This is a genomic window from Streptomyces sp. NPDC056628, from assembly GCF_042792555.1.
In the GTDB taxonomy this organism is placed as follows: Bacteria; Actinomycetota; Actinomycetes; order Streptomycetales; family Streptomycetaceae; genus Streptomyces.
Window position 1 is genome coordinate 1 of record NZ_JBHTWG010000013.1, and the last position, 23,062, is coordinate 23,062.

34 protein-coding genes and 1 pseudogene are annotated in these 23,062 nt (G+C 67.0%); 1 reads left to right on the plus strand and 34 read right to left on the minus strand.

The window, feature by feature from the left end; translation table 11 throughout:
* The 31 genes and pseudogenes from ACFRAC_RS17875 to ACFRAC_RS18025 all read right to left on the minus strand — a co-directional run.
* Positions 1-138, minus strand: a pseudogene (locus ACFRAC_RS17875) (DNA-directed RNA polymerase subunit alpha); the annotation flags it as partial.
* A gap of 169 nt (positions 139-307) precedes the next feature.
* On the minus strand, positions 308-712 hold the full coding sequence (rpsK, locus tag ACFRAC_RS17880) for a 30S ribosomal protein S11 (protein WP_003956432.1): 405 nt from the start codon (positions 710-712) through the stop codon (positions 308-310).
* Positions 713-777: 65 nt separating this feature from the next.
* On the minus strand, positions 778-1,158 hold the full coding sequence (gene rpsM / locus ACFRAC_RS17885; RefSeq protein ID WP_361157573.1) for a 30S ribosomal protein S13: 381 nt from the start codon (positions 1,156-1,158) through the stop codon (positions 778-780).
* Between the two features lie 193 nt (positions 1,159-1,351).
* Positions 1,352-1,465 carry a 50S ribosomal protein L36 gene (rpmJ, locus tag ACFRAC_RS17890; RefSeq protein WP_003974245.1) on the minus strand — a complete coding sequence of 38 codons (114 nt, stop codon included), beginning with the start codon at positions 1,463-1,465 and terminating at the stop codon, positions 1,352-1,354.
* Positions 1,466-1,524: 59 nt separating this feature from the next.
* Positions 1,525-1,746: a translation initiation factor IF-1 gene (gene infA, locus ACFRAC_RS17895; protein WP_003948620.1), complete on the minus strand. Its 222-nt coding sequence runs from the start codon at positions 1,744-1,746 to the stop codon at positions 1,525-1,527.
* Positions 1,747-1,985: 239 nt separating this feature from the next.
* A complete protein-coding gene (map, locus tag ACFRAC_RS17900) occupies positions 1,986-2,822 on the minus strand; it encodes a type I methionyl aminopeptidase (RefSeq protein WP_382924830.1) in 837 nt (278 codons plus the stop codon).
* A 132-nt stretch (positions 2,823-2,954) separates the two neighbouring features.
* Entirely contained in the window at positions 2,955-3,617 is a 663-nt protein-coding gene (locus ACFRAC_RS17905) for an adenylate kinase (protein WP_382924831.1), read from the minus strand.
* The gene (secY, locus tag ACFRAC_RS17910; protein ID WP_382924832.1) at positions 3,617-4,930 is read right to left on the minus strand and encodes a preprotein translocase subunit SecY; all 1,314 of its coding nucleotides are present in this window, start codon (positions 4,928-4,930) and stop codon (positions 3,617-3,619) included. The genes ACFRAC_RS17905 and secY overlap by 1 nt, the downstream gene beginning before the upstream one ends.
* 244 nt (positions 4,931-5,174) lie before the next feature.
* Positions 5,175-5,630, minus strand: coding sequence for a 50S ribosomal protein L15 (gene rplO / locus ACFRAC_RS17915; protein ID WP_062664033.1), 456 nt, complete (start codon positions 5,628-5,630; stop codon positions 5,175-5,177).
* Between the two features lie 2 nt (positions 5,631-5,632).
* On the minus strand, positions 5,633-5,815 hold the full coding sequence (gene rpmD / locus ACFRAC_RS17920; protein WP_005481207.1) for a 50S ribosomal protein L30: 183 nt from the start codon (positions 5,813-5,815) through the stop codon (positions 5,633-5,635).
* Complete coding sequence (gene rpsE, locus ACFRAC_RS17925; protein WP_030671799.1) at positions 5,815-6,423, minus strand: 30S ribosomal protein S5; 609 nt, start codon at positions 6,421-6,423, stop codon at positions 5,815-5,817. Before rpsE ends, rpmD begins: the two co-directional genes overlap by 1 nt.
* Positions 6,424-6,462: 39 nt before the next feature.
* Complete coding sequence (gene rplR, locus ACFRAC_RS17930; RefSeq protein ID WP_007494754.1) at positions 6,463-6,846, minus strand: 50S ribosomal protein L18; 384 nt, start codon at positions 6,844-6,846, stop codon at positions 6,463-6,465.
* 3 nt (positions 6,847-6,849) lie between these two features.
* Entirely contained in the window at positions 6,850-7,389 is a 540-nt protein-coding gene (rplF, locus tag ACFRAC_RS17935; protein WP_382924833.1) for a 50S ribosomal protein L6, read from the minus strand.
* A 24-nt stretch (positions 7,390-7,413) separates the two neighbouring features.
* Positions 7,414-7,812, minus strand: coding sequence for a 30S ribosomal protein S8 (gene rpsH, locus ACFRAC_RS17940; RefSeq protein WP_053759511.1), 399 nt, complete (start codon positions 7,810-7,812; stop codon positions 7,414-7,416).
* Positions 7,813-8,025: 213 nt separating this feature from the next.
* Positions 8,026-8,211 (minus strand): type Z 30S ribosomal protein S14, encoded by a 186-nt coding sequence (locus ACFRAC_RS17945; RefSeq protein ID WP_003948630.1) that lies wholly within the window; start codon positions 8,209-8,211, stop codon positions 8,026-8,028.
* Positions 8,212-8,216: 5 nt separating this feature from the next.
* A complete protein-coding gene (gene rplE, locus ACFRAC_RS17950; RefSeq protein ID WP_007494758.1) occupies positions 8,217-8,774 on the minus strand; it encodes a 50S ribosomal protein L5 in 558 nt (185 codons plus the stop codon).
* Complete coding sequence (rplX, locus tag ACFRAC_RS17955; RefSeq protein WP_033272457.1) at positions 8,774-9,097, minus strand: 50S ribosomal protein L24; 324 nt, start codon at positions 9,095-9,097, stop codon at positions 8,774-8,776. The genes rplE and rplX overlap by 1 nt, the downstream gene beginning before the upstream one ends.
* A 2-nt stretch (positions 9,098-9,099) precedes the next feature.
* A complete protein-coding gene (gene rplN / locus ACFRAC_RS17960) occupies positions 9,100-9,468 on the minus strand; it encodes a 50S ribosomal protein L14 (RefSeq protein ID WP_003998823.1) in 369 nt (122 codons plus the stop codon).
* A 97-nt stretch (positions 9,469-9,565) separates the two neighbouring features.
* A complete protein-coding gene (gene rpsQ / locus ACFRAC_RS17965) occupies positions 9,566-9,850 on the minus strand; it encodes a 30S ribosomal protein S17 (protein WP_361348267.1) in 285 nt (94 codons plus the stop codon).
* The gene (gene rpmC, locus ACFRAC_RS17970; protein WP_007494763.1) at positions 9,847-10,071 is read right to left on the minus strand and encodes a 50S ribosomal protein L29; all 225 of its coding nucleotides are present in this window, start codon (positions 10,069-10,071) and stop codon (positions 9,847-9,849) included. The genes rpsQ and rpmC overlap by 4 nt, the downstream gene beginning before the upstream one ends.
* Complete coding sequence (gene rplP / locus ACFRAC_RS17975) at positions 10,071-10,490, minus strand: 50S ribosomal protein L16 (protein WP_030745246.1); 420 nt, start codon at positions 10,488-10,490, stop codon at positions 10,071-10,073. The genes rpmC and rplP overlap by 1 nt, the downstream gene beginning before the upstream one ends.
* 5 nt (positions 10,491-10,495) lie before the next feature.
* Positions 10,496-11,323, minus strand: a complete 828-nt coding sequence (rpsC, locus tag ACFRAC_RS17980; RefSeq protein WP_030839666.1) for a 30S ribosomal protein S3 — start codon at positions 11,321-11,323, stop codon at positions 10,496-10,498.
* Positions 11,323-11,670: a 50S ribosomal protein L22 gene (gene rplV / locus ACFRAC_RS17985; protein ID WP_003998827.1), complete on the minus strand. Its 348-nt coding sequence runs from the start codon at positions 11,668-11,670 to the stop codon at positions 11,323-11,325. Before rplV ends, rpsC begins: the two co-directional genes overlap by 1 nt.
* A 43-nt stretch (positions 11,671-11,713) precedes the next feature.
* Positions 11,714-11,995, minus strand: a complete 282-nt coding sequence (gene rpsS / locus ACFRAC_RS17990; RefSeq protein WP_361348271.1) for a 30S ribosomal protein S19 — start codon at positions 11,993-11,995, stop codon at positions 11,714-11,716.
* Between the two features lie 12 nt (positions 11,996-12,007).
* Positions 12,008-12,844 carry a 50S ribosomal protein L2 gene (rplB, locus tag ACFRAC_RS17995; protein WP_059192905.1) on the minus strand — a complete coding sequence of 279 codons (837 nt, stop codon included), beginning with the start codon at positions 12,842-12,844 and terminating at the stop codon, positions 12,008-12,010.
* A gap of 38 nt (positions 12,845-12,882) precedes the next feature.
* A complete protein-coding gene (gene rplW / locus ACFRAC_RS18000) occupies positions 12,883-13,302 on the minus strand; it encodes a 50S ribosomal protein L23 (protein WP_382924834.1) in 420 nt (139 codons plus the stop codon).
* The gene (gene rplD, locus ACFRAC_RS18005) at positions 13,302-13,958 is read right to left on the minus strand and encodes a 50S ribosomal protein L4 (RefSeq protein ID WP_382924835.1); all 657 of its coding nucleotides are present in this window, start codon (positions 13,956-13,958) and stop codon (positions 13,302-13,304) included. The genes rplW and rplD overlap by 1 nt, the downstream gene beginning before the upstream one ends.
* A gap of 8 nt (positions 13,959-13,966) precedes the next feature.
* Positions 13,967-14,611 carry a 50S ribosomal protein L3 gene (gene rplC, locus ACFRAC_RS18010; RefSeq protein ID WP_361348279.1) on the minus strand — a complete coding sequence of 215 codons (645 nt, stop codon included), beginning with the start codon at positions 14,609-14,611 and terminating at the stop codon, positions 13,967-13,969.
* A gap of 17 nt (positions 14,612-14,628) precedes the next feature.
* Positions 14,629-14,937 carry a 30S ribosomal protein S10 gene (gene rpsJ / locus ACFRAC_RS18015; RefSeq protein WP_003948644.1) on the minus strand — a complete coding sequence of 103 codons (309 nt, stop codon included), beginning with the start codon at positions 14,935-14,937 and terminating at the stop codon, positions 14,629-14,631.
* A 442-nt stretch (positions 14,938-15,379) separates the two neighbouring features.
* Positions 15,380-16,738 (minus strand): NADP-specific glutamate dehydrogenase, encoded by a 1,359-nt coding sequence (gene gdhA / locus ACFRAC_RS18020; protein WP_382924836.1) that lies wholly within the window; start codon positions 16,736-16,738, stop codon positions 15,380-15,382.
* A gap of 462 nt (positions 16,739-17,200) precedes the next feature.
* Positions 17,201-18,220 carry an aldo/keto reductase gene (locus ACFRAC_RS18025; RefSeq protein ID WP_382924837.1) on the minus strand — a complete coding sequence of 340 codons (1,020 nt, stop codon included), beginning with the start codon at positions 18,218-18,220 and terminating at the stop codon, positions 17,201-17,203.
* A 118-nt stretch (positions 18,221-18,338) separates the two neighbouring features.
* Between ACFRAC_RS18025 and ACFRAC_RS18030 the strand changes: the two genes are divergently transcribed.
* A complete protein-coding gene (locus ACFRAC_RS18030; protein WP_382924838.1) occupies positions 18,339-18,965 on the plus strand; it encodes a TetR/AcrR family transcriptional regulator in 627 nt (208 codons plus the stop codon).
* Positions 18,966-19,074: 109 nt separating this feature from the next.
* On the opposite strand, the gene tuf is transcribed toward ACFRAC_RS18030, so the two are convergent.
* The 3 genes from tuf to rpsG form a co-directional block, all read right to left on the minus strand.
* On the minus strand, positions 19,075-20,268 hold the full coding sequence (gene tuf, locus ACFRAC_RS18035; protein ID WP_361348290.1) for an elongation factor Tu: 1,194 nt from the start codon (positions 20,266-20,268) through the stop codon (positions 19,075-19,077).
* Between the two features lie 155 nt (positions 20,269-20,423).
* Positions 20,424-22,550 carry an elongation factor G gene (gene fusA / locus ACFRAC_RS18040; protein ID WP_382924839.1) on the minus strand — a complete coding sequence of 709 codons (2,127 nt, stop codon included), beginning with the start codon at positions 22,548-22,550 and terminating at the stop codon, positions 20,424-20,426.
* Positions 22,551-22,589: 39 nt separating this feature from the next.
* The gene (gene rpsG / locus ACFRAC_RS18045; protein ID WP_003992340.1) at positions 22,590-23,060 is read right to left on the minus strand and encodes a 30S ribosomal protein S7; all 471 of its coding nucleotides are present in this window, start codon (positions 23,058-23,060) and stop codon (positions 22,590-22,592) included.
* Positions 23,061-23,062 lie beyond the last annotated feature (2 nt).

A 23,062-nucleotide genomic window follows, 5' to 3' on the forward strand; every position in this document is an offset into this window, starting at 1 on the left:
GATCGACGAGAGGAGGGTGCGGCGCAGGGAGTTGCCGAGGGTGTAGCCGAAGCCCGGCTCCAGCGGCTCGATCACGAACCGGGAGCGGAACTCGTCGACGACCTCTTCGGTCAACGAGGGACGCTGAGCGATCAGCATGTGTGGATCAGATCCTTCATTCGTGGACGCCCGCTATTTGACGCCCGACGGATACCGTCCCCGGCAAGAGGGACGGGTCGTCCCCGGCAAGAGGGACGGGTACTGCAAGGGTACGGGCGATACGGCCCCGAGGAGCCGTACCGCCCGAAAAGCCCGGTGAAGCGCGCGATCAGACGCGACGGCGCTTCGGCGGACGGCAGCCGTTGTGCGGGGTCGGGGTGACGTCCTGGATGGAGCCGACCTCGAGGCCCGTGGCCTGCAGGGAGCGGATCGCGGTCTCACGACCGGAACCCGGGCCCTTGACGAACACGTCGACCTTGCGCATGCCGTGCTCCTGGGCGCGGCGGGCAGCCGACTCGGCGGCCATCTGCGCGGCGAACGGCGTGGACTTCCGGGAGCCCTTGAAGCCGACGTGGCCGGCGGAGGCCCAGGAGATCACGTTGCCGGACGGGTCCGTGATGGAGACGATCGTGTTGTTGAACGTGCTCTTGATGTGCGCGTGGCCGTGAGCGACGTTCTTCTTTTCCTTGCGGCGTACCTTCTTGGCAGCGCCCTGACGACCCTTGGGGGGCATCTGTACTCCTACGGGAGGTGGTCGGTCCTACAGCGAAGACCGCTGGACGGTAAGTCCGCTGTGGACTACTTCTTGCCCGGCTTCTTCTTACCGGCGATGGCGCGACGCGGGCCCTTGCGGGTACGCGCGTTGGTGCTGGTGCGCTGACCGCGGACGGGCAGACCGCGACGGTGACGCAGACCCTGGTAGGTACCGATCTCGACCTTGCGGCGGATGTCGGCCTGGATCTCGCGACGGAGGTCACCCTCGGTCTTGATGTTGTTGTCGACGTACTCGCGGATCGCGACGAGCTGCTCCTCGGAGAGGTCGCGGACGCGAGTGTTCGGGTCGACGCCGACGGCGGCCAGCGTCTGCTGCGAAAGAGTCCGGCCGATACCGAACACGTAGGTGAGGGCGATCTCCACGCGCTTTTCGCGCGGGATGTCAACACCGGAAACGCGTGCCATTCAATGGCTCCTGGTGGTTGTCGGAGGTCTTCCGCAGAACCGGTTCCCAGCCGCCGTACCAGGTACGAACTGGGTCCCCGGCCTCCGAACCGGGGGTGTCAGGCGATCGCTCGCCCGGGCTCTGCGTATGAACAAATTCAGCTCGCGTCGCGCGAATCTCTGCGATAGCGGTGCAGAGGGGTGGGGTCGTGCGTCAGCCCTGGCGCTGCTTGTGGCGCGGGTTGTCGCAGATCACCATGACCCGACCGTGACGGCGGATCACCCTGCACTTGTCGCAGATCTTCTTGACGCTCGGCTTGACCTTCATGGGGTGAGGTTCTCCGGGTCAGTGCCAACGCCCCGGCAAAACCGGGACCCGGGCAAGATCTACTTGTAGCGGTAGACGATCCGGCCACGCGTGAGGTCGTACGGAGACAGCTCCACCACGACCCGGTCGTCAGGGAGGATGCGGATGTAGTGCATACGCATCTTGCCGCTGATGTGTGCCAGGACCTGGTGGCCGTTCTGGAGCTCGACCTTGAACATGGCGTTCGGAAGAGACTCGACGACAGTGCCCTCGATCTCGATGGCACCTTGCTTCTTGGCCACGCTTCGCCCTTCGAATCGACTACCTTGATCGACTCTCTGCGAACGCATGCAGACATGCGGGTACACAAGAGCCGACGAGTCAGTCTACGTCAGGGCACCCGGAAACACGAATCGGGGAAGTCTGCCCCACAGGGGAGATCCTTACGCAAGCGGATCCGGATCCGGCATGACGCCCGGGGCGCCTCACAGCGTCGAGCGGCTGCGCCGGCCTCCGCGGCGGACCGGCTTCAGGCCGTCGGTCATCCCAGCGGATCGGGCGCCGCCGTCACACCGAGCTCCGCCAGCTTCGCCTTGCCGCCGTCCGGTGCCGTCAGGACCAGCGGGCCCTGCTCCGTCAGCGCGACGGAGTGCTCCCAGTGGGAGGACCAGGTGCCGTCGGTCGTGATCACGGTCCAGTCGTCCTCGAGCACCTCGGTCTTCGGGGTGCCCAGGGAGACCATGGGCTCGATGGCCAGGCAGAAGCCGGGGACCAGCTTGGGGCCCTTGCCGCGCCGGCGTTCCACGTAGTTCAGCAGGTGCGGGTCCATGTGCATCTCGGTGCCGATGCCGTGGCCGCCGTAGTCCTCGATGATCCCGTAGCGGCCGCCGCCCGGCTTGGGCTGGCGGCGGATGTACGTCTCGATGGCGCGGGAGACGTCCACGAGGCGGTTGCCCTGCTTCATGGCCGCGATGCCGGCCCACATCGACTCCTCGGTCACCCGGGAGAGCTCCACGAGCTCGGGGGCGTGCCCGGAACCGACGAAGGCCGTGTAGGCGGCGTCCCCGTGCCAGCCGTCGACGATGGCGCCGCAGTCGATGGAGATGATGTCGCCGTCCTTGAGGACGACGTCCTCCGAGGGGATGCCGTGGACGACGACGTCGTTCACGGACGTGCAGATCGTCGCCGGAAAGCCGCCGTAGCCCAGGAAGTTCGACTTGGCCCCGTGCTCGGCGAGCACCTTGCGCGCGACCTCGTCCAGGTCCTTGGTGCTGGCCCCGGGCACCGCGGCCTCCCGGGTGGCCGCGTGGATGGCGGCGACGACCAGCCCCGCCTCGCGCATCTTGGCGATCTGCTCGGGGTTCTTGATCTGCACCATGGCGGCGGGGCCTTTCTCGGACCGGACTGCGGGACTTTTCTCAACCATAAGGGCGGAGGCACACCCCGCCCCATGCAGCAGCCGCGGCCCCCTGACCGGGAACCGCGGCTGCGCCGTACGAGCTGGTGACTCCTACTTGTCGTCCTCGTCACGCTTCAGCGCCTGCATGGCGCGAGCCGTGACCTCCTCGACCTTGCCGAGGGCGGAGATGGTCACGACCAGCCCCTGCGCCTTGTAGTAGTCGATGATCGGCTCGGTCTGCGTGTGGTAGACCTCGAGCCGCTTGCGGACGGTCTCCTCGGAGTCGTCGTCCCGCTGGTACAGCTCGCCGCCGCAGACGTCGCAGACGCCTTCCTGCTCCGGCCGGCTGTACGTGACGTGGAAGACGTGGCTGGAGTCCTTGCGGCAGATCCGCCGCCCGGCGATCCGCTTGACGACCTCGTCCTCGGGGACCTCGAGATCCAGCACCGCGTCGAGCTTCATGCTCTCGGAGCGGAGCATCTCGTCGAGCGCCTCGGCCTGCGACACGTTGCGCGGGAAGCCGTCGAGCAGGAAGCCGTTCTCGGCGTCCGGCTGCTCCATGCGGTCCTTGGCCATCCCGATGGTGACCTCGTCCGGCACCAGGTTGCCCGCGTCCATGTAGGACTTCGCGAGCTTGCCGAGGTCCGTCTGCTGGCTGATGTTGGCGCGGAACAGGTCGCCCGTGGAGATGTGCGGGATCGACAGGTTCTTGGCCAGGAACGCGGCCTGCGTTCCCTTCCCGGCACCCGGCGGCCCGACGAGGACGATTCGCATCAGCGGAGGAACCCTTCGTAATTGCGCTGCTGGAGCTGGCTCTCGATCTGCTTCACCGTCTCAAGACCCACACCCACGATGATGAGGATGCTGGTCCCACCGAACGGGAAGTTCTGGTCTGCCCCGAAACCAGCCAACGCCATCGTCGGCACGAGAGCGATCAGACCCAAGTACAGCGAGCCCGGCCACGTGATCCGGTTGAGTACGTACGACAGGTACTCAGCGGTCGGACGGCCAGCCCGGATGCCCGGGATGAAGCCACCATACTTCTTCATGTTGTCCGCGACTTCCTCGGGGTTGAACGAGATGGCCACGTAGAAGAACGCGAAGAAGACGATCAGCAGGAAGTACAGAGCGATGTGAACCGGGGCCGAAGTACTGGCCAGATTCTGCTGGATCCAGGCGGCCCAACCGGCGTTCGATCCGGAGAACTGGACGATCAGTGCCGGGATGTAGAGCAGCGACGAAGCGAAGATGACGGGGATCACACCCGCCTGGTTCACCTTGAGTGGGATGTAGGTCGACGTGCCGCCGTAGGAACGGCGGCCGATCATGCGCTTGGCGTACTGCACGGGTACACGGCGCTGGGCCTGCTCGACGAAGACCACCAGGCCGACCATGACCAGGCCGACGAGGATCACCGTGCCGAACTCGATCCAGCCGTCCGCCAGGTCGCCCTGCTGCTTGATGGCCCACATCGCGGCCGGGAAGGTCGCGGCGATCGAGATGAACATGAGGATCGACATGCCGTTGCCGATGCCGCGGTCGGTGATGAGCTCACCGAGCCACATGACGACGGCCGTACCGGCGGTCATGGTGATGACCATCGTGATGGTCGTGAAGATGGAGCGGTCCGGGACGATCTGGCCGGCGACAGCACACTGCGGGAACAGCGAGCCGCTGCGGGCCGTCGCGACCAGGCCGGTGCCCTGGAGGATGGCCAGCGCGACCGTGAGGTAACGGGTGTACTGCGTGATCTTCGCGGTACCCGACTGGCCCTCCTTCTTCAGGGCCTCCAGACGCGGGATCACGACGGTCAGCAGCTGCAGGATGATGCTCGCCGTGATGTACGGCATGATGCCGAGCGCGAAGATCGTGATCTGCAGCAGCGCACCGCCGCTGAACATGTTGACCAGGCCGAAGATGCCCTGGTTCGTGCTCGCCTGGTCGATACAGACCTGAACGGCCCGGTAGTCGACGCCGGGGATCGGGATGTGCGTCCCGACCCGGTAGATCACGATGATGCCGAGCGTGAAGAGCAGCTTCTTGCGCAGGTCGGGCGTCTTGAACGCCCGGGCGAACGCGGTGAGCACGGTGCCTCCTGCGACCCCCGCGCAACTGCGTCAAGGGTGACGGTCTGAGGTTCGACTGATAGGGAACGACTTAGCTAACGGTCAACTGCCGCTCAGAGTGCCCCATTGAAGCACCCGGTGAAAGTGGGCAGTGCAGGCCACCTTACCGGCGAGACCGCCCCCCTTGGAACGACCAACCGGGGATACCCCATTTGTGGGGTATCCCCGGTCGGGATCGCTCAAGTCATCAAGACGCCTGATGCACTCAGACGAGCTCGGTGACGCTGCCGCCGGCGGCGGTGATCTTCTCCTTGGCGGAGCCGGAGACGGCGTCGACCGTCACCTGCAGCGCCACGGAGATCTCGCCCTGGCCGAGCACCTTGACGAGGCTGTTCTTGCGAACGGCACCCTTCTCGACCAGATCCGCGACCGTGACCTCGCCACCCTCGGGGTAGAGGGAGGCGAGCTTGTCCAGGTTGACGACCTGGTACTCGGTCTTGAACGGGTTCTTGAAGCCCTTCAGCTTCGGGAGGCGCATGTGCAGCGGCATCTGGCCGCCCTCGAAGCGCTCCGGAACCTGGTAACGGGCCTTGGTGCCCTTGGTACCACGACCGGCCGTCTTACCCTTCGACGCCTCACCACGACCGACACGGGTCTTCGCGGTCTTGGCGCCGGGGGCCGGACGGAGGTTGTGGATCTTGAGCGGGTTCTGCTCCGCCATGATCAGTCGACCTCCTCGACCGTCACGAGGTGGCGGACGGTGTGCACCATGCCGCGGAACTCGGGGCGGTCCTCCTTGACGACCTGCGTGTTGATGCCCTTGAGACCAAGGGAGCGCAGGGTGTCGCGGTGGTTCTGCTTGCTGCCGATGTACGACTTCGTCTGCGTGATCTTGAGCTGAGCCATTACGCAGCACCAGCCCCGGCACGCGCACGCAGCAGAGCCGCGGGAGCGACGTCCTCGAGGGGCAGACCACGGCGGGCCGCGATCTCCTCGGGACGCTGCAGGCCCTTCAGGGCCTCCACGGTCGCGTGCACGATGTTGATCGCGTTCGACGAGCCGAGCGACTTCGACAGGACGTCGTGGATACCGGCGCACTCGAGCACCGCACGCACCGGGCCACCGGCGATAACGCCGGTACCGGGGGACGCGGGCTTGAGCAGCACGACGCCGGCAGCCTTCTCACCCGTGATCGGGTGCGGGATGGTGCCCTGGATACGGGGGACCTTGAAGAAGTGCTTCTTGGCCTCCTCAACACCCTTGGCGATGGCGGCCGGCACCTCCTTGGCCTTGCCGTAACCGACACCCACGGTGCCGTCACCGTCACCCACCACGACCAGCGCGGTGAAGCTGAAGCGACGACCACCCTTCACAACCTTGGCGACGCGGTTGATCGCGACAACGCGCTCAACGTACGCGGTCTTCTCGGCGGCAGCTGCGCCGCCGTCACGGCCCTTCCGGTCCCGCCGCTCGCCGCCACCGGCACCGCCACCGCGGCGCTGGGGTCCAGCCATTGGATTTACCTCTCTCTGTTTCCGCTAGCTACGGCAGGCTCAGAACTTGAGCCCGGCTTCGCGGGCGGCGTCCGCCAGGGCAGCGATGCGCCCGGCGTACTGGTTGCCACCACGGTCGAACACGACAGCCTCGACACCGGCGGCCTTGGCACGCTCGGCGACCAGGGCGCCGACCTGCTTGGCCTGCGCGGACTTGTCGCCCTCGCCACCGCGGATCGAGGTGTCCAGGGTGGACGCGGACGCCAGGGTGTGACCCTTGATGTCGTCGATCACCTGGGCCACGATGTGGCGGTTCGAGCGGGTAACGACCAGACGCGGACGCTCCGCCGTACCGTTGATGTGCTTACGGATCCGGATGTGGCGGCGCTTGATCGCGGCGCGCTTGTAGGCGTCGCCCTTGAGGATCTTCTGTCCGTATGCCATGGCTTACTTACCCGCCTTTCCGACCTTGCGGCGGATGACTTCGCCCTCGTACTTGACGCCCTTGGCCTTGTACGGGTCGGGCTTGCGCAGCTTGCGGATGTTGGCCGCGACCTCACCGACCTTCTGCTTGTCGATGCCCTCGACCGAGAAGCGCGTGGGCGCCTCGACCTTGAAGGAGATGCCTTCGGGGGCCTCGACCGTGATCGGGTGGCTGTAACCGAGGGCGAACTCGAGGTTCGAACCCTTGGCGGTCACGCGGTAACCGACACCGCTGATCTCGAGCTTCTTCACGTAACCCTGGGTCACGCCGGTGATCATGTTCGCCACCAGCGTGCGGGACAGGCCGTGCAGGGCCTTGTTCTGACGCTCGTCGTTCGGGCGGGTCACCGACAGGGTGCCGTCTTCGCCCTTGGCGACCTCGATCGGCGCCGAGACGGTGTGGGTCAGCTCGCCCTTGGGGCCCTTGACCTTGACCGTACGGCCGTCGATGGTGACGTCCACGCCGGCGGGAACCGCGATGGGGAGCTTGCCGATGCGCGACATAGCTGTTTCCTCCGTTCCCTTCTGCTACCAGACGTAGGCGAGGACTTCCCCACCCACGCCCTTCTTGCCGGCCTGCTTGTCGGTGAGGAGACCGTGCGACGTGGAGATGATGGCCACGCCCAGGCCGCCGAGCACCTTCGGCAGGTTGGTGGACTTCGCGTACACCCGGAGACCGGGCTTGGAGATCCGCTTGATGCCCGCGATGGAGCGCTCACGGTTCGGGCCGAACTTCAGCTCGAGAACGAGGCTCTTGCCGACCTCGGCGTCCTCGACCTTCCAGCCCGTGATGAAGCCCTCCTGCTGGAGGATCTCCGCGATGTGCGACTTGATCTTCGAGTGCGGCATCGCCACGGTGTCGTGGTACGCCGAGTTCGCGTTCCGCAGACGCGTAAGCATGTCTGCGATCGGATCAGTCATGGTCATGAATTGGCCTTCGGCCTCTCTCGCCGGGGTTTCCTGGTGCGCCATCCCTCTCCCCGATCCGAGACGGGACGGGTGCGGCGCGGTGGACCTACGGCGTAGTAAGTCGTAAGGGCGGCGACAGACGCCCAACCCCACAAGCCTAAGGCATGCGGGCTGGGCGTCCTGCCGCCCTGTCTGCTTACCGAGAGCCTTGGTTATCCCTGAAAGGGGGGATTACCAGGAGCTCTTGGTCACGCCCGGCAGCTCGCCACGGTGAGCCATCTCACGAAGGCACACGCGGCACAGGCCGAACTTGCGGTACACGGAGTGCGGGCGGCCGCAGCGCTGGCAGCGGGTGTAGCCACGCACACCGAACTTGGGCTTGCGAGCAGCCTTAGCGATCAGAGCCTTCTTCGCCATCTCGCTCACGCCTCCTTGAAGGGGAAGCCGAGGTGACGAAGGAGCGCGCGGCCCTCAGCGTCGTTGGTCGCCGTGGTGACCACGGTGATGTCCATACCCCGGACGCGGTCGATCTTGTCCTGGTCGATCTCGTGGAACATGACCTGCTCCGTGAGACCGAAGGTGTAGTTGCCACGGCCGTCGAACTGCTTGGGGGACAGACCGCGGAAGTCGCGGATGCGCGGGAGCGCGAGCGACAGGGTGCGGTCCAGGAACTCCCACATGCGGTCGCCACGGAGCGTGACGTGGGCACCGATCGGCTGACCCTCACGCAGCTTGAACTGCGCGATGGACTTGCGGGCCTTGGTGACGGCCGGCTTCTGACCGGTGATCGTGGTGAGGTCGCGGATGGCGCCCTCGATCAGCTTGGAGTCGCGGGCGGCGTCGCCCACACCCATGTTGACCACGATCTTGACGAGGCCGGGGATCTGCATGACGTTCTCGTACTTGAACTCGTCACGCAGCTTGCCCGCGATCTCCTCGCGGTACTTCGTCTTGAGACGCGGAGTGGTGGTGGTAGCCATCAGATGTCCTCACCCGTCCGCTTGGCAACGCGGATCTTGTTGCCCTCGTCGTCGAAGCGGTAGCCGACACGCGTGACGACCTTGTTGCCATCCTTCTCAACGACCAGCTGGACGTTGGAGACGTGGATCGGCGCCTCGGTGGTCACGATGCCGCCGGCCTGGGAACCGCTAGCGGTCGGGCCGGCCTTGGTGTGCTTCTTGACCCGGTTGACACCCTCGACCAGGACTCGGTCCTCGCGGGGGAAGGCCGCGATGACCTTGCCCTGCTTGCCCTTGTCCTTACCGGTGATGACCTGGACCAGGTCGCCCTTCTTGATCTTCATGCTTACAGCACCTCCGGCGCGAGCGAGATGATCTTCATGAACTTCTTCTCGCGCAGCTCACGGCCGACGGGGCCGAAGATACGGGTGCCGCGAGGGTCGCCGTCGTTCTTCAGAATGACGGCGGCGTTCTCGTCGAAGCGGATGTACGAGCCGTCCGGACGGCGGCGCTCCTTGACGGTGCGAACGATGACGGCCTTGACGACGTCACCCTTCTTCACGTTGCCACCGGGGATCGCGTCCTTGACGGTGGCGACGATGACGTCACCGATGCCCGCGTAGCGGCGACCGGAGCCACCGAGCACACGGATGCAAAGGATCTCCTTCGCACCAGTGTTGTCGGCGACACGCAGTCGCGACTCCTGCTGGATCACGTCTATCTCCTGTTTGTCTGCCGGTTCCCCGGGAGCCGCTCAGCGAGCGGCTCCCGGAGCCTGGCGGAACTGACCTGCCGGGTTTGCCCCGCAGGAATTACTTGGCCTTCTCGAGGATCTCGACGATGCGCCAGCGCTTCGTCGCGGACAGCGGCCGGGTCTCCATGAGGAGGACGCGGTCGCCGACACCCGCGGCGTTCTGCTCGTCGTGTGCCTTGAGCTTGCTGGTACGGCGGATGACCTTGCCGTACAGCGCGTGCTTGACGCGGTCCTCGACGGCGACGACGACGGTCTTGTCCATCTTGTCGCTGACGACCAGACCCTCACGGGTCTTGCGGAAACCGCGGGCTTCCTTGTTCTCAGTCACGTTGCTCTCGCTCATGCGTTCTCCACCGTTTCGATGCCCAGCTCACGCTCGCGCATCAGGGTGTAGATCCGCGCGATGTCCTTACGGACGGCCTTCAGCCGACCGTGGTTCTCGAGCTGACCCGTGGCCGCCTGGAAGCGGAGGTTGAACAGCTCTTCCTTGGCCTCGCGGAGCTTCGCCAGAAGCTCCTCGTTGCCCAGCTCGCGCAGCTCGGACGCCTTGGTACCGGCCGACATCACGCTTCACCTGCCTCGCGCTTGACGATCCGGCACTTCATCGGCAGCTTGTGGGCTGCGCGAGTCAGGGCCTCACGGGCGATCTTCTCGTTGGGGTACGACAGCTCGAACATGACGCGTCCGGGCTTGACGTTGGCGATCCACCACTCCGGCGAACCCTTACCGGAACCCATGCGGGTCTCGGCCGGCTTCTTGGTGAGGGGACGGTCCGGGTAGATGTTGATCCAGACCTTGCCGCCACGCTTGATGTGGCGGGTCATCGCGATACGAGCCGCCTCGATCTGGCGGTTCGTCACGTAGGCCGGGGTCAGCGCCTGGATGCCGTACTCGCCGAACGCAACCTGCGTTCCACCCTTGGACATACCGCTGCGCTTCGGGTGGTGCTGCTTGCGGTGCTTGACCCTACGGGGGATCAGCATGACGGTCAGGCCTCCGTTCCGGTGCTCTCAGCCGGAGCGGCGGCGGGAGCCTCGGCCTTGGGGGCCTCGGCGCCGGCAGCCTGCTGCGGCTTACGACCGCGCCCGCCACGCTCGCCACCGCGGCCACCACGGGCCGGGCGGTCGGCGCCACCACGGGCCGGGCGGTTACCCGCACGGGCCGCAGCGTTCTCGGCGCGGACCTCGGCGATGTTCTTGACGTCGCCCTTGTAGATCCAGACCTTCACACCGATGCGGCCGAAGGTCGTCTTGGCCTCGAAGAAGCCGTAGTCCACGTTCGCGCGGAGCGTGTGCAGGGGCACGCGGCCCTCGCGGTAGAACTCCGAGCGGGACATCTCGGCGCCACCGAGGCGGCCACCGCACTGGATCTTGATGCCCTTGGCGCCGGCCTTCATCGCCGACTGCATGCTCTTGCGCATGGCACGGCGGAAGGAGACGCGGGAGGAGAGCTGCTCGGCGACGGCCTGGGCCACCAGCTGAGCGTCCGTCTCCGGGTTCTTGACCTCGAGGATGTTCAGCTGGACCTGCTTGCCGGTCAGCTTCTCCAGGTCACCGCGGATGCGGTCGGCCTCGGCGCCGCGGCGGCCGATGACGATGCCCGGGCGTGCCGTGTGGATGTCCACACGGACGCGGTCACGGGTGCGCTCGATCTCCACCTTCGAGATACCGGCGCGCTCCATGCCGGACGTCATCATCCGACGGATGGCGACGTCTTCCTTGACGTAGTCCTTGTACAGCTTGTCGGCGTACCACCGGGACTTGAAGTCCGTGGTGACACCGAGCCGGAACCCATGCGGGTTAACCTTCTGGCCCATTACCGGGTTCCTTCCTTGCTGGCGACGACCACGGTGATGTGGCTGGTCCGCTTGCGGATCCGGTAGGCACGGCCCTGGGCGCGCGGCCGGAACCGCTTCAGGGTCGGGCCCTCGTCGACGTACGCCTCGCTGATGAACAGCGAGGAGGCGTCCGTGTGGTCGTAGTTGTGCGCGGCGTTGGCGATGGCGCTGTCGAGCACCTTGCCGACCGGCACGGAGGCTGCCTGCGGAGCGAATCGCAGAACAGCCTGGGCCTCCGTGGCGTCCATGCCACGGATGAGGTCCACCACGCGGCGGGCCTTCATGGGCGTGACGCGGATGTACCGCGCCTGGGCCCTGGCTTCCATGGTTGTCCCTTCAGTTTCTTACGTGTCTGAATGCGATCCGCTACTAGCGGCGCTTCGACTTCCGGTCGTCCTTGACGTGGCCCCGGAAGGTGCGCGTCGGCGAGAACTCGCCGAGCTTGTGACCGACCATCGCCTCGGTGACGAACACCGGGATGTGGGTCTTGCCGTTGTGCACCGCGAGCGTGTGGCCGAGCATGGCCGGCACGATCATGGAGCGACGGGACCAGGTCTTGATGACGTTCTTGGTGCCGGCTTCGTTCTGGGCGTCCACCTTCTTGATCAGGTGGTCGTCGACGAAGGGCCCCTTCTTGAGACTGCGCGGCATCTAAACCCGCTCCTAGCGCTTCTTGTTCGTCTTGCGGCGGCGGACGATGTACTTGTTCGAAGCCTTCTTCGGCGAACGAGTACGACCCTCCTTCTGACCCCACGGGGAGACCGGGTGGCGACCACCGGAGGTCTTGCCCTCACCACCACCGTGCGGGTGGTCAACCGGGTTCATCGCCACACCGCGAACGGTCGGGCGGACGCCCAGCCAGCGCTTGCGACCGGCCTTGCCCCAGTTGATGTTGCTCTGCTCGGCGTTGCCGACCTCGCCGACGGTGGCGCGGCAGCGCACGTCGACCAGGCGGATCTCACCGGACGGCATGCGGAGGTGGGCCATCTGGCCCTCCTTCGCGAGCAGCTGCACGGAGGCACCGGCGGAGCGGGCGAACTTGGCGCCGCCACCGGGACGGAGCTCGATCGCGTGGATCGTGGTACCGACCGGGATGTTACGGAGCGCCAGGTTGTTGCCCGGCTTGATGTCGGCCCCGGGACCGTTCTCGACGCGGTCACCCTGCTGCAGGTTGCGCGGGGCGAGGATGTAGCGCTTCTCGCCGTCGGCGTAGTGCAGCAGCGCGATGCGCGCGGTGCGGTTGGGGTCGTACTCGATGTGCGCGACCTTCGCCGGCACGCCGTCCTTGTCGTGACGACGGAAGTCGATCACGCGGTAGGCGCGCTTGTGTCCGCCACCCTGGTGGCGAACGGTCACACGACCGGCGTTGTTACGGCCGCCCTTGCTGTGCAGCGGGCGGACCAGCGACTTCTCCGGCGTGGACCGCGTGACCTCGACGAAGTCGGCGACGCTGGAGCCACGGCGGCCCGGCGTAGTCGGCTTGTACTTGCGGATTCCCATTTCTCAGTCCTCGTCCGATATCGGACGATCCGACCCGCTTACGCGGTCGGACCGCCGAAGATGTCGATACGGTCGCCCTCGGCGAGGGTCACGATCGCGCGCTTGGTGGCGGCACGCTGGCCGAACCCGGTGCGGGTCCGCTTGCGCTTGCCGGCGCGGTTGATCGTGTTGACCCCAGTGACCTTGACGTCGAAGACCGCCTGCACGGCCTGCTTGATCTGGGTCTTGTTGGCGTTCGGGTCGACGATGAACGTGTACTTGTTCTCGTCGAGGAGCGCGTAGCTCTTCTCCGACACGACCGGCTTCAGCAGGACGTCACGGTGGTCCGTGTACGACTTGCTCACCGGAGTGACGACGGTGTTCTTGCCCTCGGCTTCGTGGCGGCGCGCCTTGGCGACGCGAGCGGCCTTGGCCTTCTTCGCGGCCTTGGAGGCAATGGCGGGGTGACGGATAGCCATCAGGCCTCGCTCCCTTCGGTGTCATCGGCCTTCGGGCCCGACACGAAGGACTCGAACGCGGCCTGGGTGAAGACCACGTCGTCCGAGACGAGAACGTCGTACGTGTTCAGCTGGCCCGGCTCCAGGATGTGGACCTGGGGCAGGTTGCGGGCGGACAGCCACGCGGCTTCGTCGGCGCGCTCGACGACCAGGAGCAGGTTCTTGCGCTCCGAGATCTTGCCGAGCAGGCTCTTCGCGGCCTTCGTGGACGGGTTGTCGCCCTCGATCACGCCGGAGACGACGTGGATGCGGTTGTTGCGGGCCCGGTCGGTGAGGGCGTGGCGCAGGGCCGCGGCCTTCATCTTCTTCGGGGTCCGCTGCGAGTAGTCACGCGGCACGGGACCGTGCACGACGCCACCACCGGCGAACTGCGGCGCGCGGGTCGAACCCTGACGGGCGCGACCGGTGCCCTTCTGGCGGTACGGCTTCTTGCCGCCACCACGGACCTCGCCACGGGTCTTGGTCTTGTGCGTGCCCTGACGGGCAGCGGCCAGCTGGGCGACGACGACCTGGTGGAGCAGCGGAACGCTGATCTTCTCTACGCCGAAGATCTCCGCGGGGAGCTCGACGGAACCGGCCTTGTCGCCAGCCGGCGAAAGGATGTCAACAGTGCTCATCGGTTACCTCAGGCCCCCTTGGCCGCGGTGCGGACCAGGACGAGGCCGCCGTTCGGACCGGGAACCGCGCCCTTGATGAGCAGCAGACCCTTCTCCGCGTCAACGGCGTGGACGGTCAGGTTCTGGGTGGTGACCCGCTCGTTGCCCATGCGACCCGCCATACGGAGGCCCTTGAACACACGGCCCGGGGTGGCGCAGCCACCGATGGAACCGGGAGAGCGGTGCTTGCGCTGGGTACCGTGTCCGGCGCCGAGGCCACGGAAGTTGTGGCGCTTCATGACACCGGCGAAGCCCTTGCCCTTGCTCTTGCCGGTCACGTCGACCTTCACGCCGGCCTCGAACACCTCGGCGGTGACTTCCTGGCCCAGCGTGTACTCGGAGGCGTCCGCGGTGCGGATCTCGACGAGGTGACGACGGGGGGTGACGTCGGCCTTCGCGAAGTGGCCCTTGAGGGGCTTGTTCACCTTGCGCGGGTCGATCTCGCCGAAGGCGAGCTGGACGGACTCGTAGCCGTCGGCGTCGTTGGTACGGACCTGGGTGACGACGTTGGGGCCCGCCTTGACGACGGTGACCGGGACGACGCGGTTGTTCGCGTCCCACACCTGCGTCATGCCGAGCTTCTCGCCCAGGATGCCCTTGATCTGCTTAGCCATCGTTCAGATCACCGGCCTCAGAGCTTGATCTCGATGTCGACACCGGCCGGGAGGTCGAGTCGCATCAGAGAGTCAACGGTCTTGGGGGTCGGGTCGAGGATGTCGATCAGGCGCTTGTGCGTGCGCATCTCGAAGTGCTCGCGCGAGTCCTTGTACTTGTGCGGCGACTTGATGACGCAGTACACGTTCTTCTCAGTGGGCAGCGGCACCGGGCCCGCGACCGACGCACCAGTGCGAGTCACCGTCTCGACGATCTTCTTCGCCGAAGAGTCGATGACCTCGTGGTCGTAGGCCTTGAGCCGGATGCGGATCTTCTGTCCCGCCATGGCTACTCAGTAGTCCTGTCTCTCATACGCTCTGGAACCCGGTGTTCCCTTGACCTCCTCCGACCCACGCGGTCGGGCGTGTCGCGCTCCCGCTGACACAGATGTCCCTTGTTCGAACATCCCTGCGTGGGAACACGGCCCTTCCGGAACCGCAAGCCGGGAGCTAGGAGGCCCACCGGGTGCCTGGTCGGTGCCGCGCTGACACTTCCCGGAAGATTCCCGTACGTCCGCCCCAGCGCTGCCTTTCGGCAGTTAGGGCGACGAGTACTGTGGGACTCGCTTCCGGTCCTCCCGGCGGGAGGCGCGCAGCATCAACACTCGACCGAGCAACCCCGTTAGTCTGCCATACGGGGCAGGGGCCTGGCCAATCGAGCCGGAGAGAATACCCCGAGCGTGACGTAGGTCAAACCCTGAGCCCCCGTGCGCGCGCCTCCCCAGCGGGTCAGATGACGCCCTGGGCCAGCATCGCGTCCGCCACCCGCTCGAAGCCGGCGATGTTCGCACCGGTCACGTAGTCGCCCGGGGCGCCGTAGCGCTCGGCCGTCTCGGCGCAGGTGGTGTGGATGTCGCTCATGATGCGGGCCAGCTCGCTCTCGACCTGGTCGGCCTTCCACGACGTGCGCGAGGCGTTCTGCGTCATCTCCAGCGCGCTGACCGCGACCCCGCCGGCGTTGGCCGCCTTGCCGGGTCCGAAGGCCACCCCGGCCCGCTGGAACAGCTGCACGGCCTCGGGCGTGGTGGGCATGTTCGCGCCCTCGGAGACCGCCTTCACGCCGTTGCGGATGAGGGCGTCGGCGTCGGCGGCGTTCAGCTCGTTCTGGGTGGCCGACGGCAGGGCGATGTCCGCCGGCACCTCCCAGACGCGCCCGTCCGGCACGAACCGCGCGGAGGCGCCCCGGCGTTCGGCGTACGTGCTCACCCGGCCCCGCTCGACCTCCTTGATCTGGCGCAGCAGTTCCAGGTCGATGCCCTTCTCGTCGACGACGTAGCCGCCGGAGTCGGAGCAGGTGACCGGGTTGGCGCCGAGGGCGGCCAGCTTCTGGATGGTGTGGACCGCCACGTTGCCGGAGCCGGAGACGACCGCGGTCTGCCCCTCCAGGTCCTCCCCGCGGGCGCGCAGCATGGCCTCGGTGAAGAGCACGTTGCCGTACCCGGTGGCCTCCGGGCGGATCAGCGAGCCGCCCCAGCCGGAGCTCTTGCCGGTGAGGACGCCGCCCTCCCAGCGGTTGGTGATGCGCCGGTACTGGCCGAACAGGTAGCCGATCTCCCGGGCGCCGACGCCGATGTCCCCCGCGGGGATGTCGGTGTACTCGCCGATGTGCCGGTACAGCTCGCTCATGAAGGACTGGCAGAAGCGCATGACCTCGGCGTCGCTGCGGCCCTGCGGGTCGAAGTCGCTGCCGCCCTTGCCGCCGCCGATGCCGAGCCCGGTGAGCGCGTTCTTGAAGATCTGCTCGAAGCCCAGGAACTTGATGATGCCGAGGTTCACCGAGGGGTGGAAGCGCAGACCGCCCTTGTACGGGCCGAGGGCGCTGTTGAACTCGACACGGAAGCCCCGGTTGACGTGGATCCGCCCCCGGTCGTCCTGCCACGGGACCCGGAACATGATCTGTCGTTCCGGCTCGACCAGCCGCTCCACGAGCCCCGGATCCGCGTACTCGGGCCGCGCGGCGAGCACGGGCGCGAGCGTCTCCAGGACCTCGCGGGCGGCCTGGTGGAACTCGGGCTCCGCGGGGTTGCGGCGCTCCACCTCGGCCCGCAGACGGTCGAGGGAAGCCTTGGGGTCGGGTCGCGTGGTCACGGGGCAGGTCCCTTTCTGACACGGCTTCACCGGTACGGCACCGGTGGGGGCGCTCGGCGCCGTTGCCGCGCGCGGGACGTCGGCCGGACCTGTTTCGTATACGGGAGGCCGGCCGACCGTCCCAGTGTTACTCCTCCGTTAACGCGATTCCAAGAAGCGGGCCCGAGAGTCCGATGTCCGGAATCCACGCACCGTCATACGGACGGCCGGACGGCCTCCTCGGCGACCCCCGTTCGGTCTCTGCCGCGAGGGCCGCGAGCAGCGTCCAGCCTCGGAAACCGGGCCCGGCGGGGCGCCGAAGAGGGGCGTGAGGTGGCCGAACAGCCAGGCGTGCCCGATCTGCGGCAGCGCGTCCGCCTCGCGCCAGACCTGCACGACGCCGTCGTAGCCGACCTGTGAGGGCGCGGTCGTGATCCCGAAGCTCGGCCGGGGTGTGGGGGCATCAGGTGCCGCCCGTCCCGGTCAGCGGCGGCGCAGGGACGCGTCGAGCAGGGCGGGCGGCGTGTCGAACTTCTCGTGCGGGGCCAGGTCCGTGCCGGGGGCGACGATCTCGTCGATCGCGTCGAGGACGTCGGCGGGGAGCACGGTGTCGGCGGCGGCGAGCTGGGATCCCAGATGGTCGAGCGTGCGGGGGCCGATGAGCGCGGCGGTCACGCCGGGGTGCGCGTTCACGAATCCCAGCGCCAGCTGGATCAGGGTCAGGCCGGCCTGGTCGGCGATCTCGGCCAGCCGCTCCACGGCCTCGCTACGGGCCTGGTTGGCGGGGACCGAGAGGTCGAACCGCTCGGGCAGCAACCGCGCCCGGCTCGTGGTCGCTTCGCGGCCCTTGCGGACCGCGCCGGACAGCCAGCCCGAGGCGAGCGGGCTCCACACCAGCACCCCGAGGCCGTACTCCTGGGTCACCGGAAGGACGTGCGACTCGATGCCGCGCTGGAGGATCGAGTAGCTGGGCTGCTCGGTGACGTACCGGCCCAGACGCAGCTCGCGGGCGGCCCACTGGGCCTGCACGATGCGGTACGCGGGGAAGGTGGAGGAGCCGAAGTAGCGGATCTTTCCCGCGCGTTGGAGGTCGGTGAGAGCCGACAGGGTCTCCTCGTCGCTGGTGGCCGGGTCCCAGCGGTGGATCTGGTACAGGTCGACGTGGTCCACCCCGAGGCGGCGCAGGCTGTCGTCCAGGGCGGTGTACAGCCAACGGCGGGAGCTGCCCCGGTGGTTGCGCTCCTCCCCCATCGGCATGGTGGCCTTGGTGGCCAGCACGATGTCGTCGCGGCGGCCCGCGATGGCCTTGCCGACCATCTCCTCGGACTCGCCCTCGCCGTAGAAGTCGGCGGTGTCGATGAGGTTGACGCCGGCCTCCAGGGCCGCGTCGACGATGGCGGTGACCTCGTCCTGCGTGGTGCGCCCGATGGTGCCGAAATTCATGGCGCCGAGCGCGAGCGTGCTGACCTGGACACCGGTCCGGCCGAGCGTGCGGTACTGCATGGGAGCCTCCTGCACTTAAAACGGAACAACGCTCCGGTACGCCTCCGACGATACGGAACACTGTTCCGTTTTCGCAAGCGCAGGCGTACCACGGCTCCCTCCCTGCCTGCGTGAGACCATGCGGAGAACCGGCGAGAGAGCGAGGAGCGACGCGGTGAGCGAGAGCGACCAGCGCGGCGGAAGCGCGGCCCCGTCCCGGCGGAAGGACGCCCGGCGCAACAAGGAGACGCTGCTCGAAGCGGCCGCCGCGGTCTTCGTCACCTCGGGCGTGGACGCTCCGGTGCGGGACATCGCCTCCCGGGCCGGCGTCGGCATGGGCACGCTCTACCGGCACTTCCCGACCCGCGCGGACCTGATCATCGCCGTCTACCGGCACCAGGTGGACGCCTGCGCCGAGGCCGGCCCCGCCCTGCTCGCCGACGCCGCGACCCCACACGCGGCCCTGCGCCGCTGGATCGACCTGTTCGTGGACTTCCTGGTCACCAAGCACGGCCTCGCCGCCGTGCTGCGCTCCGACCAGTCCGGCTTCGCCGCCCTGCACGACTACTTCCTGGACCGCCTGGTACCCGTCTGCGCCGACCTGCTGTCCGCGGCGGTGGCCGCCGGCGAGATCCGCGACGACATCGATGCCCTCACCCTGCTGCGCGGCGTCGGCAACCTGTGCATCGGCGCGGAGAGCGACCCCGACTACGACGCCCGCAGGCTGGCCGCCGTCCTGGTCGACGGGCTGCGCCGCACCCCCTGACGGAGGGCGTCCGGACCGGCGTGCGGGCATGCGAAAGGGCCCGCACGACCGAAGTCGTGCGGGCCCCTTCAGGTGCTCGCGCTGGAGCTACCAGGTCAGATCAGCAAGCTCACTTGTTGATCTTGGTGACCTGGCCGGCGCCGACCGTCCGGCCACCCTCACGGATGGCGAACTTCAGGCCCTCTTCCATGGCGACGGGCTGGATGAGCTCCACCTTCATCTCGGTGTTGTCACCCGGCATGACCATCTCGGTGCCCTCGGGGAGGGTCACCACGCCGGTCACGTCCGTCGTACGGAAGTAGAACTGCGGACGGTAGTTGTTGAAGAACGGCGTGTGGCGGCCACCCTCGTCCTTGGACAGGATGTAGGCCTGGGCCTCGAACTCGGTGTGCGGCGTGACCGAACCGGGCTTGATGATGACCTGGCCGCGCTCGACGTCCTCGCGCTTGATGCCGCGGAGCAGCAGACCGACGTTCTCACCGGCCTGGCCCTCGTCGAGCAGCTTGCGGAACATCTCGATGCCGGTGACCGTGGTGGTGGTCTTCTCCGGCTTGATGCCCACGATGTCGACGGTCTCGTTGACCTTGAGGACACCACGCTCGATACGGCCGGTGACGACCGTACCGCGACCGGTGATCGTGAAGACGTCCTCGATCGGCATCAGGAACGGCTTGTCGACGTCACGCTCGGGCTGCGGGATGTTCTCGTCGACGGCCTTCATCAGGTCGAGGACGGTCTGACCCCACTCCTTGTCGCCCTCAAGGGCCTTGAGCGCCGAGACCTTGACGACCGGAAGGTCGTCGCCCGGGAACTCGTACTCGGAGAGCAGCTCACGGACCTCGAGCTCGACGAGCTCCAGGATCTCCTCGTCGTCCACCATGTCGGCCTTGTTCAGGGCGACGACGATGTAGGGAACGCCGACCTGGCGGGCCAGGAGCACGTGCTCCTTGGTCTGCGGCATCGGGCCGTCGGTGGCGGCGACCACGAGGATGGCGCCGTCCATCTGCGCCGCACCCGTGATCATGTTCTTGATGTAGTCCGCGTGACCGGGGCAGTCGACGTGGGCGTAGTGACGCGTCTCGGTCTGGTACTCGACGTGCGCGATGGAGATGGTGATACCGCGCTGGCGCTCCTCGGGAGCCTTGTCGATCTGGTCGAACGCCGAGGCCTCGTTCAGGTCGGGGTACGCGTCGTGCAGCACCTTGGTAATGGCGGCCGTGAGGGTCGTCTTACCGTGGTCGATGTGACCGATGGTGCCGATGTTGACGTGGGGCTTAGTCCGCTCGAACTTCGCCTTCGCCACGGGGTCCTCCTGTGGAGTGGTTCTGAACGCCTTGCTTCATCGGCGCCAGGTGATCTTTGCTGGAAAGCCCGGGCCCCGGGGCATTCCGCCCGCTGTTGCGGTGGAACGCCCCCTGAGGCTCCGGTGTCAAGCCTAAAGCGTGTGAACGCGGTGCGTTACTCGCCCTTGGCCTTCGCGATGATCTCCTCGGCGACGTTCCGCGGAACCTCGGCGTAGGAGTCGAACTGCATGGAGTAGCTGGCCCGGCCGGACGTCTTGCTGCGCAGGTCGCCGACGTAACCGAACATCTCCGAGAGGGGCACGAGGCCCTTCACGACGCGAGCACCCGCCCGCTCCTCCATGGCCTGGATCTGGCCACGGCGGGAGTTGATGTCACCGATGACCTCGCCCATGTAGTCCTCGGGCGTGGTGACCTCGACGGCCATCATCGGCTCGAGCAGCACGGGGCTGGCCTTGCGCGCGGCCTCCTTGAAGGCCTGCGAGCCGGCGATCTTGAACGCGAGCTCGGAGGAGTCGACCTCGTGGTAGCCACCGTCGATCAGCGTGACCCGCACGCCGGTCATCTCGTAGCCCGCGAGGATGCCGAACTGCATGGCCTCCTGCGCACCGGCGTCGACCGAAGGGATGTACTCCTTCGGGATACGGCCACCGGTGACCTTGTTCACGAACTCGTACGAGGCGTCGCCGCCCTCGATCGGCTCGATCGCGATCTGCACCTTGGCGAACTGGCCGGTACCACCAGTCTGCTTCTTGTGCGTGTAGTCGACGCGCTCGACGGCCTTGCGGATCGTCTCGCGGTAGGCGACCTGCGGCTTGCCGACGTTGGCCTCGACCTTGAACTCACGGCGCATACGGTCGACCAGCACCTCGAGGTGCAGCTCGCCCATACCACCGATGATGGTCTGGCCCGTCTCCTCGTTCGTGTGAACCTGGAAGGACGGGTCCTCCTCGGCCAGACGCTGGATCGCGACGCCGAGCTTCTCCTGGTCGCCCTTCGACTTGGGCTCGATGGCGACCTGGATGACCGGCGCCGGGAAGTCCATGGACTCCAGGATCACCGGGTTCTTGTCGTCGGACAGCGTCTCACCGGTGGTGGTCTGCTTCAGACCCATGACGGCGACGATGTCGCCGGCGCCCACCGCGTCGATCTCCTCACGCTTGTTCGCGTGCATGCGGTAGATCTTGCCGATGCGCTCCTTCTTGCCCTTGACGGAGTTCAGCACCTGGGTGCCGGACTCCAGGCGACCGGAGTACACGCGGACGAAGGTGAGCTTGCCGAGGTGCGGGTCGCTCATGATCTTGAACGCCAGCGCCGACAGCGGCTCGTCCTCCGACGGCTTGCGCTTGATGATCTCCTCCGGGTCGTTGACGGCGTGGCCCTCGATGGCCTCGACGTCAAGCGGGGTGGGGAGATAGCGCACGACCGCGTCGAGCAGGGGCTGGACGCCCTTGTTCTTGAACGCGGTGCCGCAGAACACCGGGGTGACCGTGGTGTCGTTGGACTTGCCGGACGCGATGGTGATGCGACGGATCGCGGCGTACAGCTGCTCCTCGGTGGGCTCCTCGCCCTCGAGGTACAGCTCCATGATCTCTTCGTCGTTCTCCGCGACGGCCTCGATCAGCTTGCCGCGCCACTCCTCGGCGGCCTCGGTGTGCGTGGCCGGGATGTCGACGACGTCGTACATCTCGCCCTTGGCGGCCTCGGCGGACCACACGAGCGCCTTCATGCGGACCAGGTCCACGACGCCCTTGAAGTCGGCCTCGGCACCGATCGGAAGCTGCATGACCAGCGGCTGCGCACCAAGGCGGTCCGAGATCATGTCGACGCAGCGGTGGAACTCCGCGCCGGTCCGGTCGAGCTTGTTGACGAAGCAGATACGCGGAACGCCGTAGCGGTCCGCCTGACGCCACACCGTCTCGGACTGGGGCTCCACGCCGGCGACGCCGTCGAACACCGTCACGGCACCGTCGAGCACGCGCAGCGAGCGCTCCACCTCGACGGTGAAGTCGACGTGGCCCGGGGTGTCGATGATGTTGATGGTGTGGTCGACGTCGTCCAGCGGCCAGTGACAGGTGGTGGCAGCCGAGGTGATCGTGATGCCACGCTCCTGCTCCTGCTCCATCCAGTCCATGGTGGCAGCGCCGTCGTGGACCTCACCGATCTTGTAGGACACACCGGTGTAGAACAGGATCCGCTCGGTGGTGGTCGTCTTGCCCGCGTCGATGTGGGCCATGATCCCGATGTTGCGGACCCTGGCCAGGTCAAGTGAAGTGGTAGCCATAAGGCTTCAGTCTTCTCTCGGTCTCGATGTGGGTAGCGACTACCAGCGGTAGTGCGCGAAGGCCTTGTTGGACTCGGCCATCTTGTGGGTGTCCTCGCGCTTCTTCACAGCGGCACCGAGGCCGTTGGACGCGTCGAGAAGCTCGTTGAGCAGACGCTCGGTCATCGTCTTCTCGCGACGGGCGCGGGAGTAACCGACCAGCCAGCGCAGCGCGAGCGTGTTGGCACGACCGGGCTTGACCTCGATCGGAACCTGGTACGTCGCACCACCGACACGGCGGGACTTGACCTCGAGGGTCGGCTTGATGTTCTCCAGCGCGCGCTTCAGCGTGATGATCGGGTCGTTGCCCGTCTTCTCACGCAGACCCTCCATGGCACCGTAGACGATGCGCTCGGCGGTGGAGCGCTTGCCGTTCAGCAGCACCTTGTTGATGAGCGACGTCACCAGAGGAGAACCGTAGACCGGGTCGATGATGACCGGGCGCTTCGGGGCGGGGCCCTTACGAGGCATTC

Bases quoted from the DNA above. Each gene is read 5' to 3' on its own strand.
- rplR (WP_007494754.1), bottom strand. From the start codon at position 6,846: ATGGCATACGGACAGAAGATCCTCAAGGGCGACGCCTACAAGCGCGCC.
- rplE (WP_007494758.1), bottom strand. From the start codon at position 8,774: ATGGCTACCACCACCACTCCGCGTCTCAAGACGAAGTACCGCGAGGAG.
- rplD (WP_382924835.1), bottom strand. From the start codon at position 13,958: ATGAGCACTGTTGACATCCTTTCGCCGGCTGGCGACAAGGCCGGTTCC.
- rplV (WP_003998827.1), bottom strand. From the start codon at position 11,670: ATGGAAGCCAGGGCCCAGGCGCGGTACATCCGCGTCACGCCCATGAAG.
- rpsQ (WP_361348267.1), bottom strand. From the start codon at position 9,850: ATGAGCGAGAGCAACGTGACTGAGAACAAGGAAGCCCGCGGTTTCCGC.
- rpsS (WP_361348271.1), bottom strand. From the start codon at position 11,995: ATGCCGCGCAGTCTCAAGAAGGGGCCCTTCGTCGACGACCACCTGATC.
- rplO (WP_062664033.1), bottom strand. From the start codon at position 5,630: ATGGCGGAGCAGAACCCGCTCAAGATCCACAACCTCCGTCCGGCCCCC.
- rpsE (WP_030671799.1), bottom strand. From the start codon at position 6,423: ATGGCTGGACCCCAGCGCCGCGGTGGCGGTGCCGGTGGCGGCGAGCGG.
- rplW (WP_382924834.1), bottom strand. From the start codon at position 13,302: ATGGCTATCCGTCACCCCGCCATTGCCTCCAAGGCCGCGAAGAAGGCC.
- rpsK (WP_003956432.1), bottom strand. From the start codon at position 712: ATGCCCCCCAAGGGTCGTCAGGGCGCTGCCAAGAAGGTACGCCGCAAG.
- rplP (WP_030745246.1), bottom strand. From the start codon at position 10,490: ATGCTGATCCCCCGTAGGGTCAAGCACCGCAAGCAGCACCACCCGAAG.
- rplB (WP_059192905.1), bottom strand. From the start codon at position 12,844: ATGGGAATCCGCAAGTACAAGCCGACTACGCCGGGCCGCCGTGGCTCC.
- rpsM (WP_361157573.1), bottom strand. From the start codon at position 1,158: ATGGCACGCGTTTCCGGTGTTGACATCCCGCGCGAAAAGCGCGTGGAG.
- rpsC (WP_030839666.1), bottom strand. From the start codon at position 11,323: ATGGGCCAGAAGGTTAACCCGCATGGGTTCCGGCTCGGTGTCACCACG.
- rpsJ (WP_003948644.1), bottom strand. From the start codon at position 14,937: ATGGCGGGACAGAAGATCCGCATCCGGCTCAAGGCCTACGACCACGAG.
- ACFRAC_RS17945 (WP_003948630.1), bottom strand. From the start codon at position 8,211: ATGGCGAAGAAGGCTCTGATCGCTAAGGCTGCTCGCAAGCCCAAGTTC.
- rpmD (WP_005481207.1), bottom strand. From the start codon at position 5,815: ATGGCTCAGCTCAAGATCACGCAGACGAAGTCGTACATCGGCAGCAAG.
- rpsH (WP_053759511.1), bottom strand. From the start codon at position 7,812: ATGACCATGACTGATCCGATCGCAGACATGCTTACGCGTCTGCGGAAC.
- ACFRAC_RS18030 (WP_382924838.1), top strand. From the start codon at position 18,339: ATGCGGAGAACCGGCGAGAGAGCGAGGAGCGACGCGGTGAGCGAGAGC.
- rpmJ (WP_003974245.1), bottom strand. From the start codon at position 1,465: ATGAAGGTCAAGCCGAGCGTCAAGAAGATCTGCGACAAGTGCAGGGTG.
- rpsG (WP_003992340.1), bottom strand. From the start codon at position 23,060: ATGCCTCGTAAGGGCCCCGCCCCGAAGCGCCCGGTCATCATCGACCCG.
- map (WP_382924830.1), bottom strand. From the start codon at position 2,822: ATGGTGCAGATCAAGAACCCCGAGCAGATCGCCAAGATGCGCGAGGCG.
- rpmC (WP_007494763.1), bottom strand. From the start codon at position 10,071: ATGTCGGCCGGTACCAAGGCGTCCGAGCTGCGCGAGCTGGGCAACGAG.
- rplC (WP_361348279.1), bottom strand. From the start codon at position 14,611: ATGGCTAAGCAGATCAAGGGCATCCTGGGCGAGAAGCTCGGCATGACG.
- rplF (WP_382924833.1), bottom strand. From the start codon at position 7,389: ATGTCGCGCATCGGCAAGCTCCCCATCGCGGTTCCCGCCGGCGTGGAC.
- rplX (WP_033272457.1), bottom strand. From the start codon at position 9,097: ATGAAGATCAAGAAGGGCGACCTGGTCCAGGTCATCACCGGTAAGGAC.
- fusA (WP_382924839.1), bottom strand. From the start codon at position 22,550: ATGGCTACCACTTCACTTGACCTGGCCAGGGTCCGCAACATCGGGATC.
- ACFRAC_RS18025 (WP_382924837.1), bottom strand. From the start codon at position 18,220: ATGCAGTACCGCACGCTCGGCCGGACCGGTGTCCAGGTCAGCACGCTC.
- ACFRAC_RS17905 (WP_382924831.1), bottom strand. From the start codon at position 3,617: ATGCGAATCGTCCTCGTCGGGCCGCCGGGTGCCGGGAAGGGAACGCAG.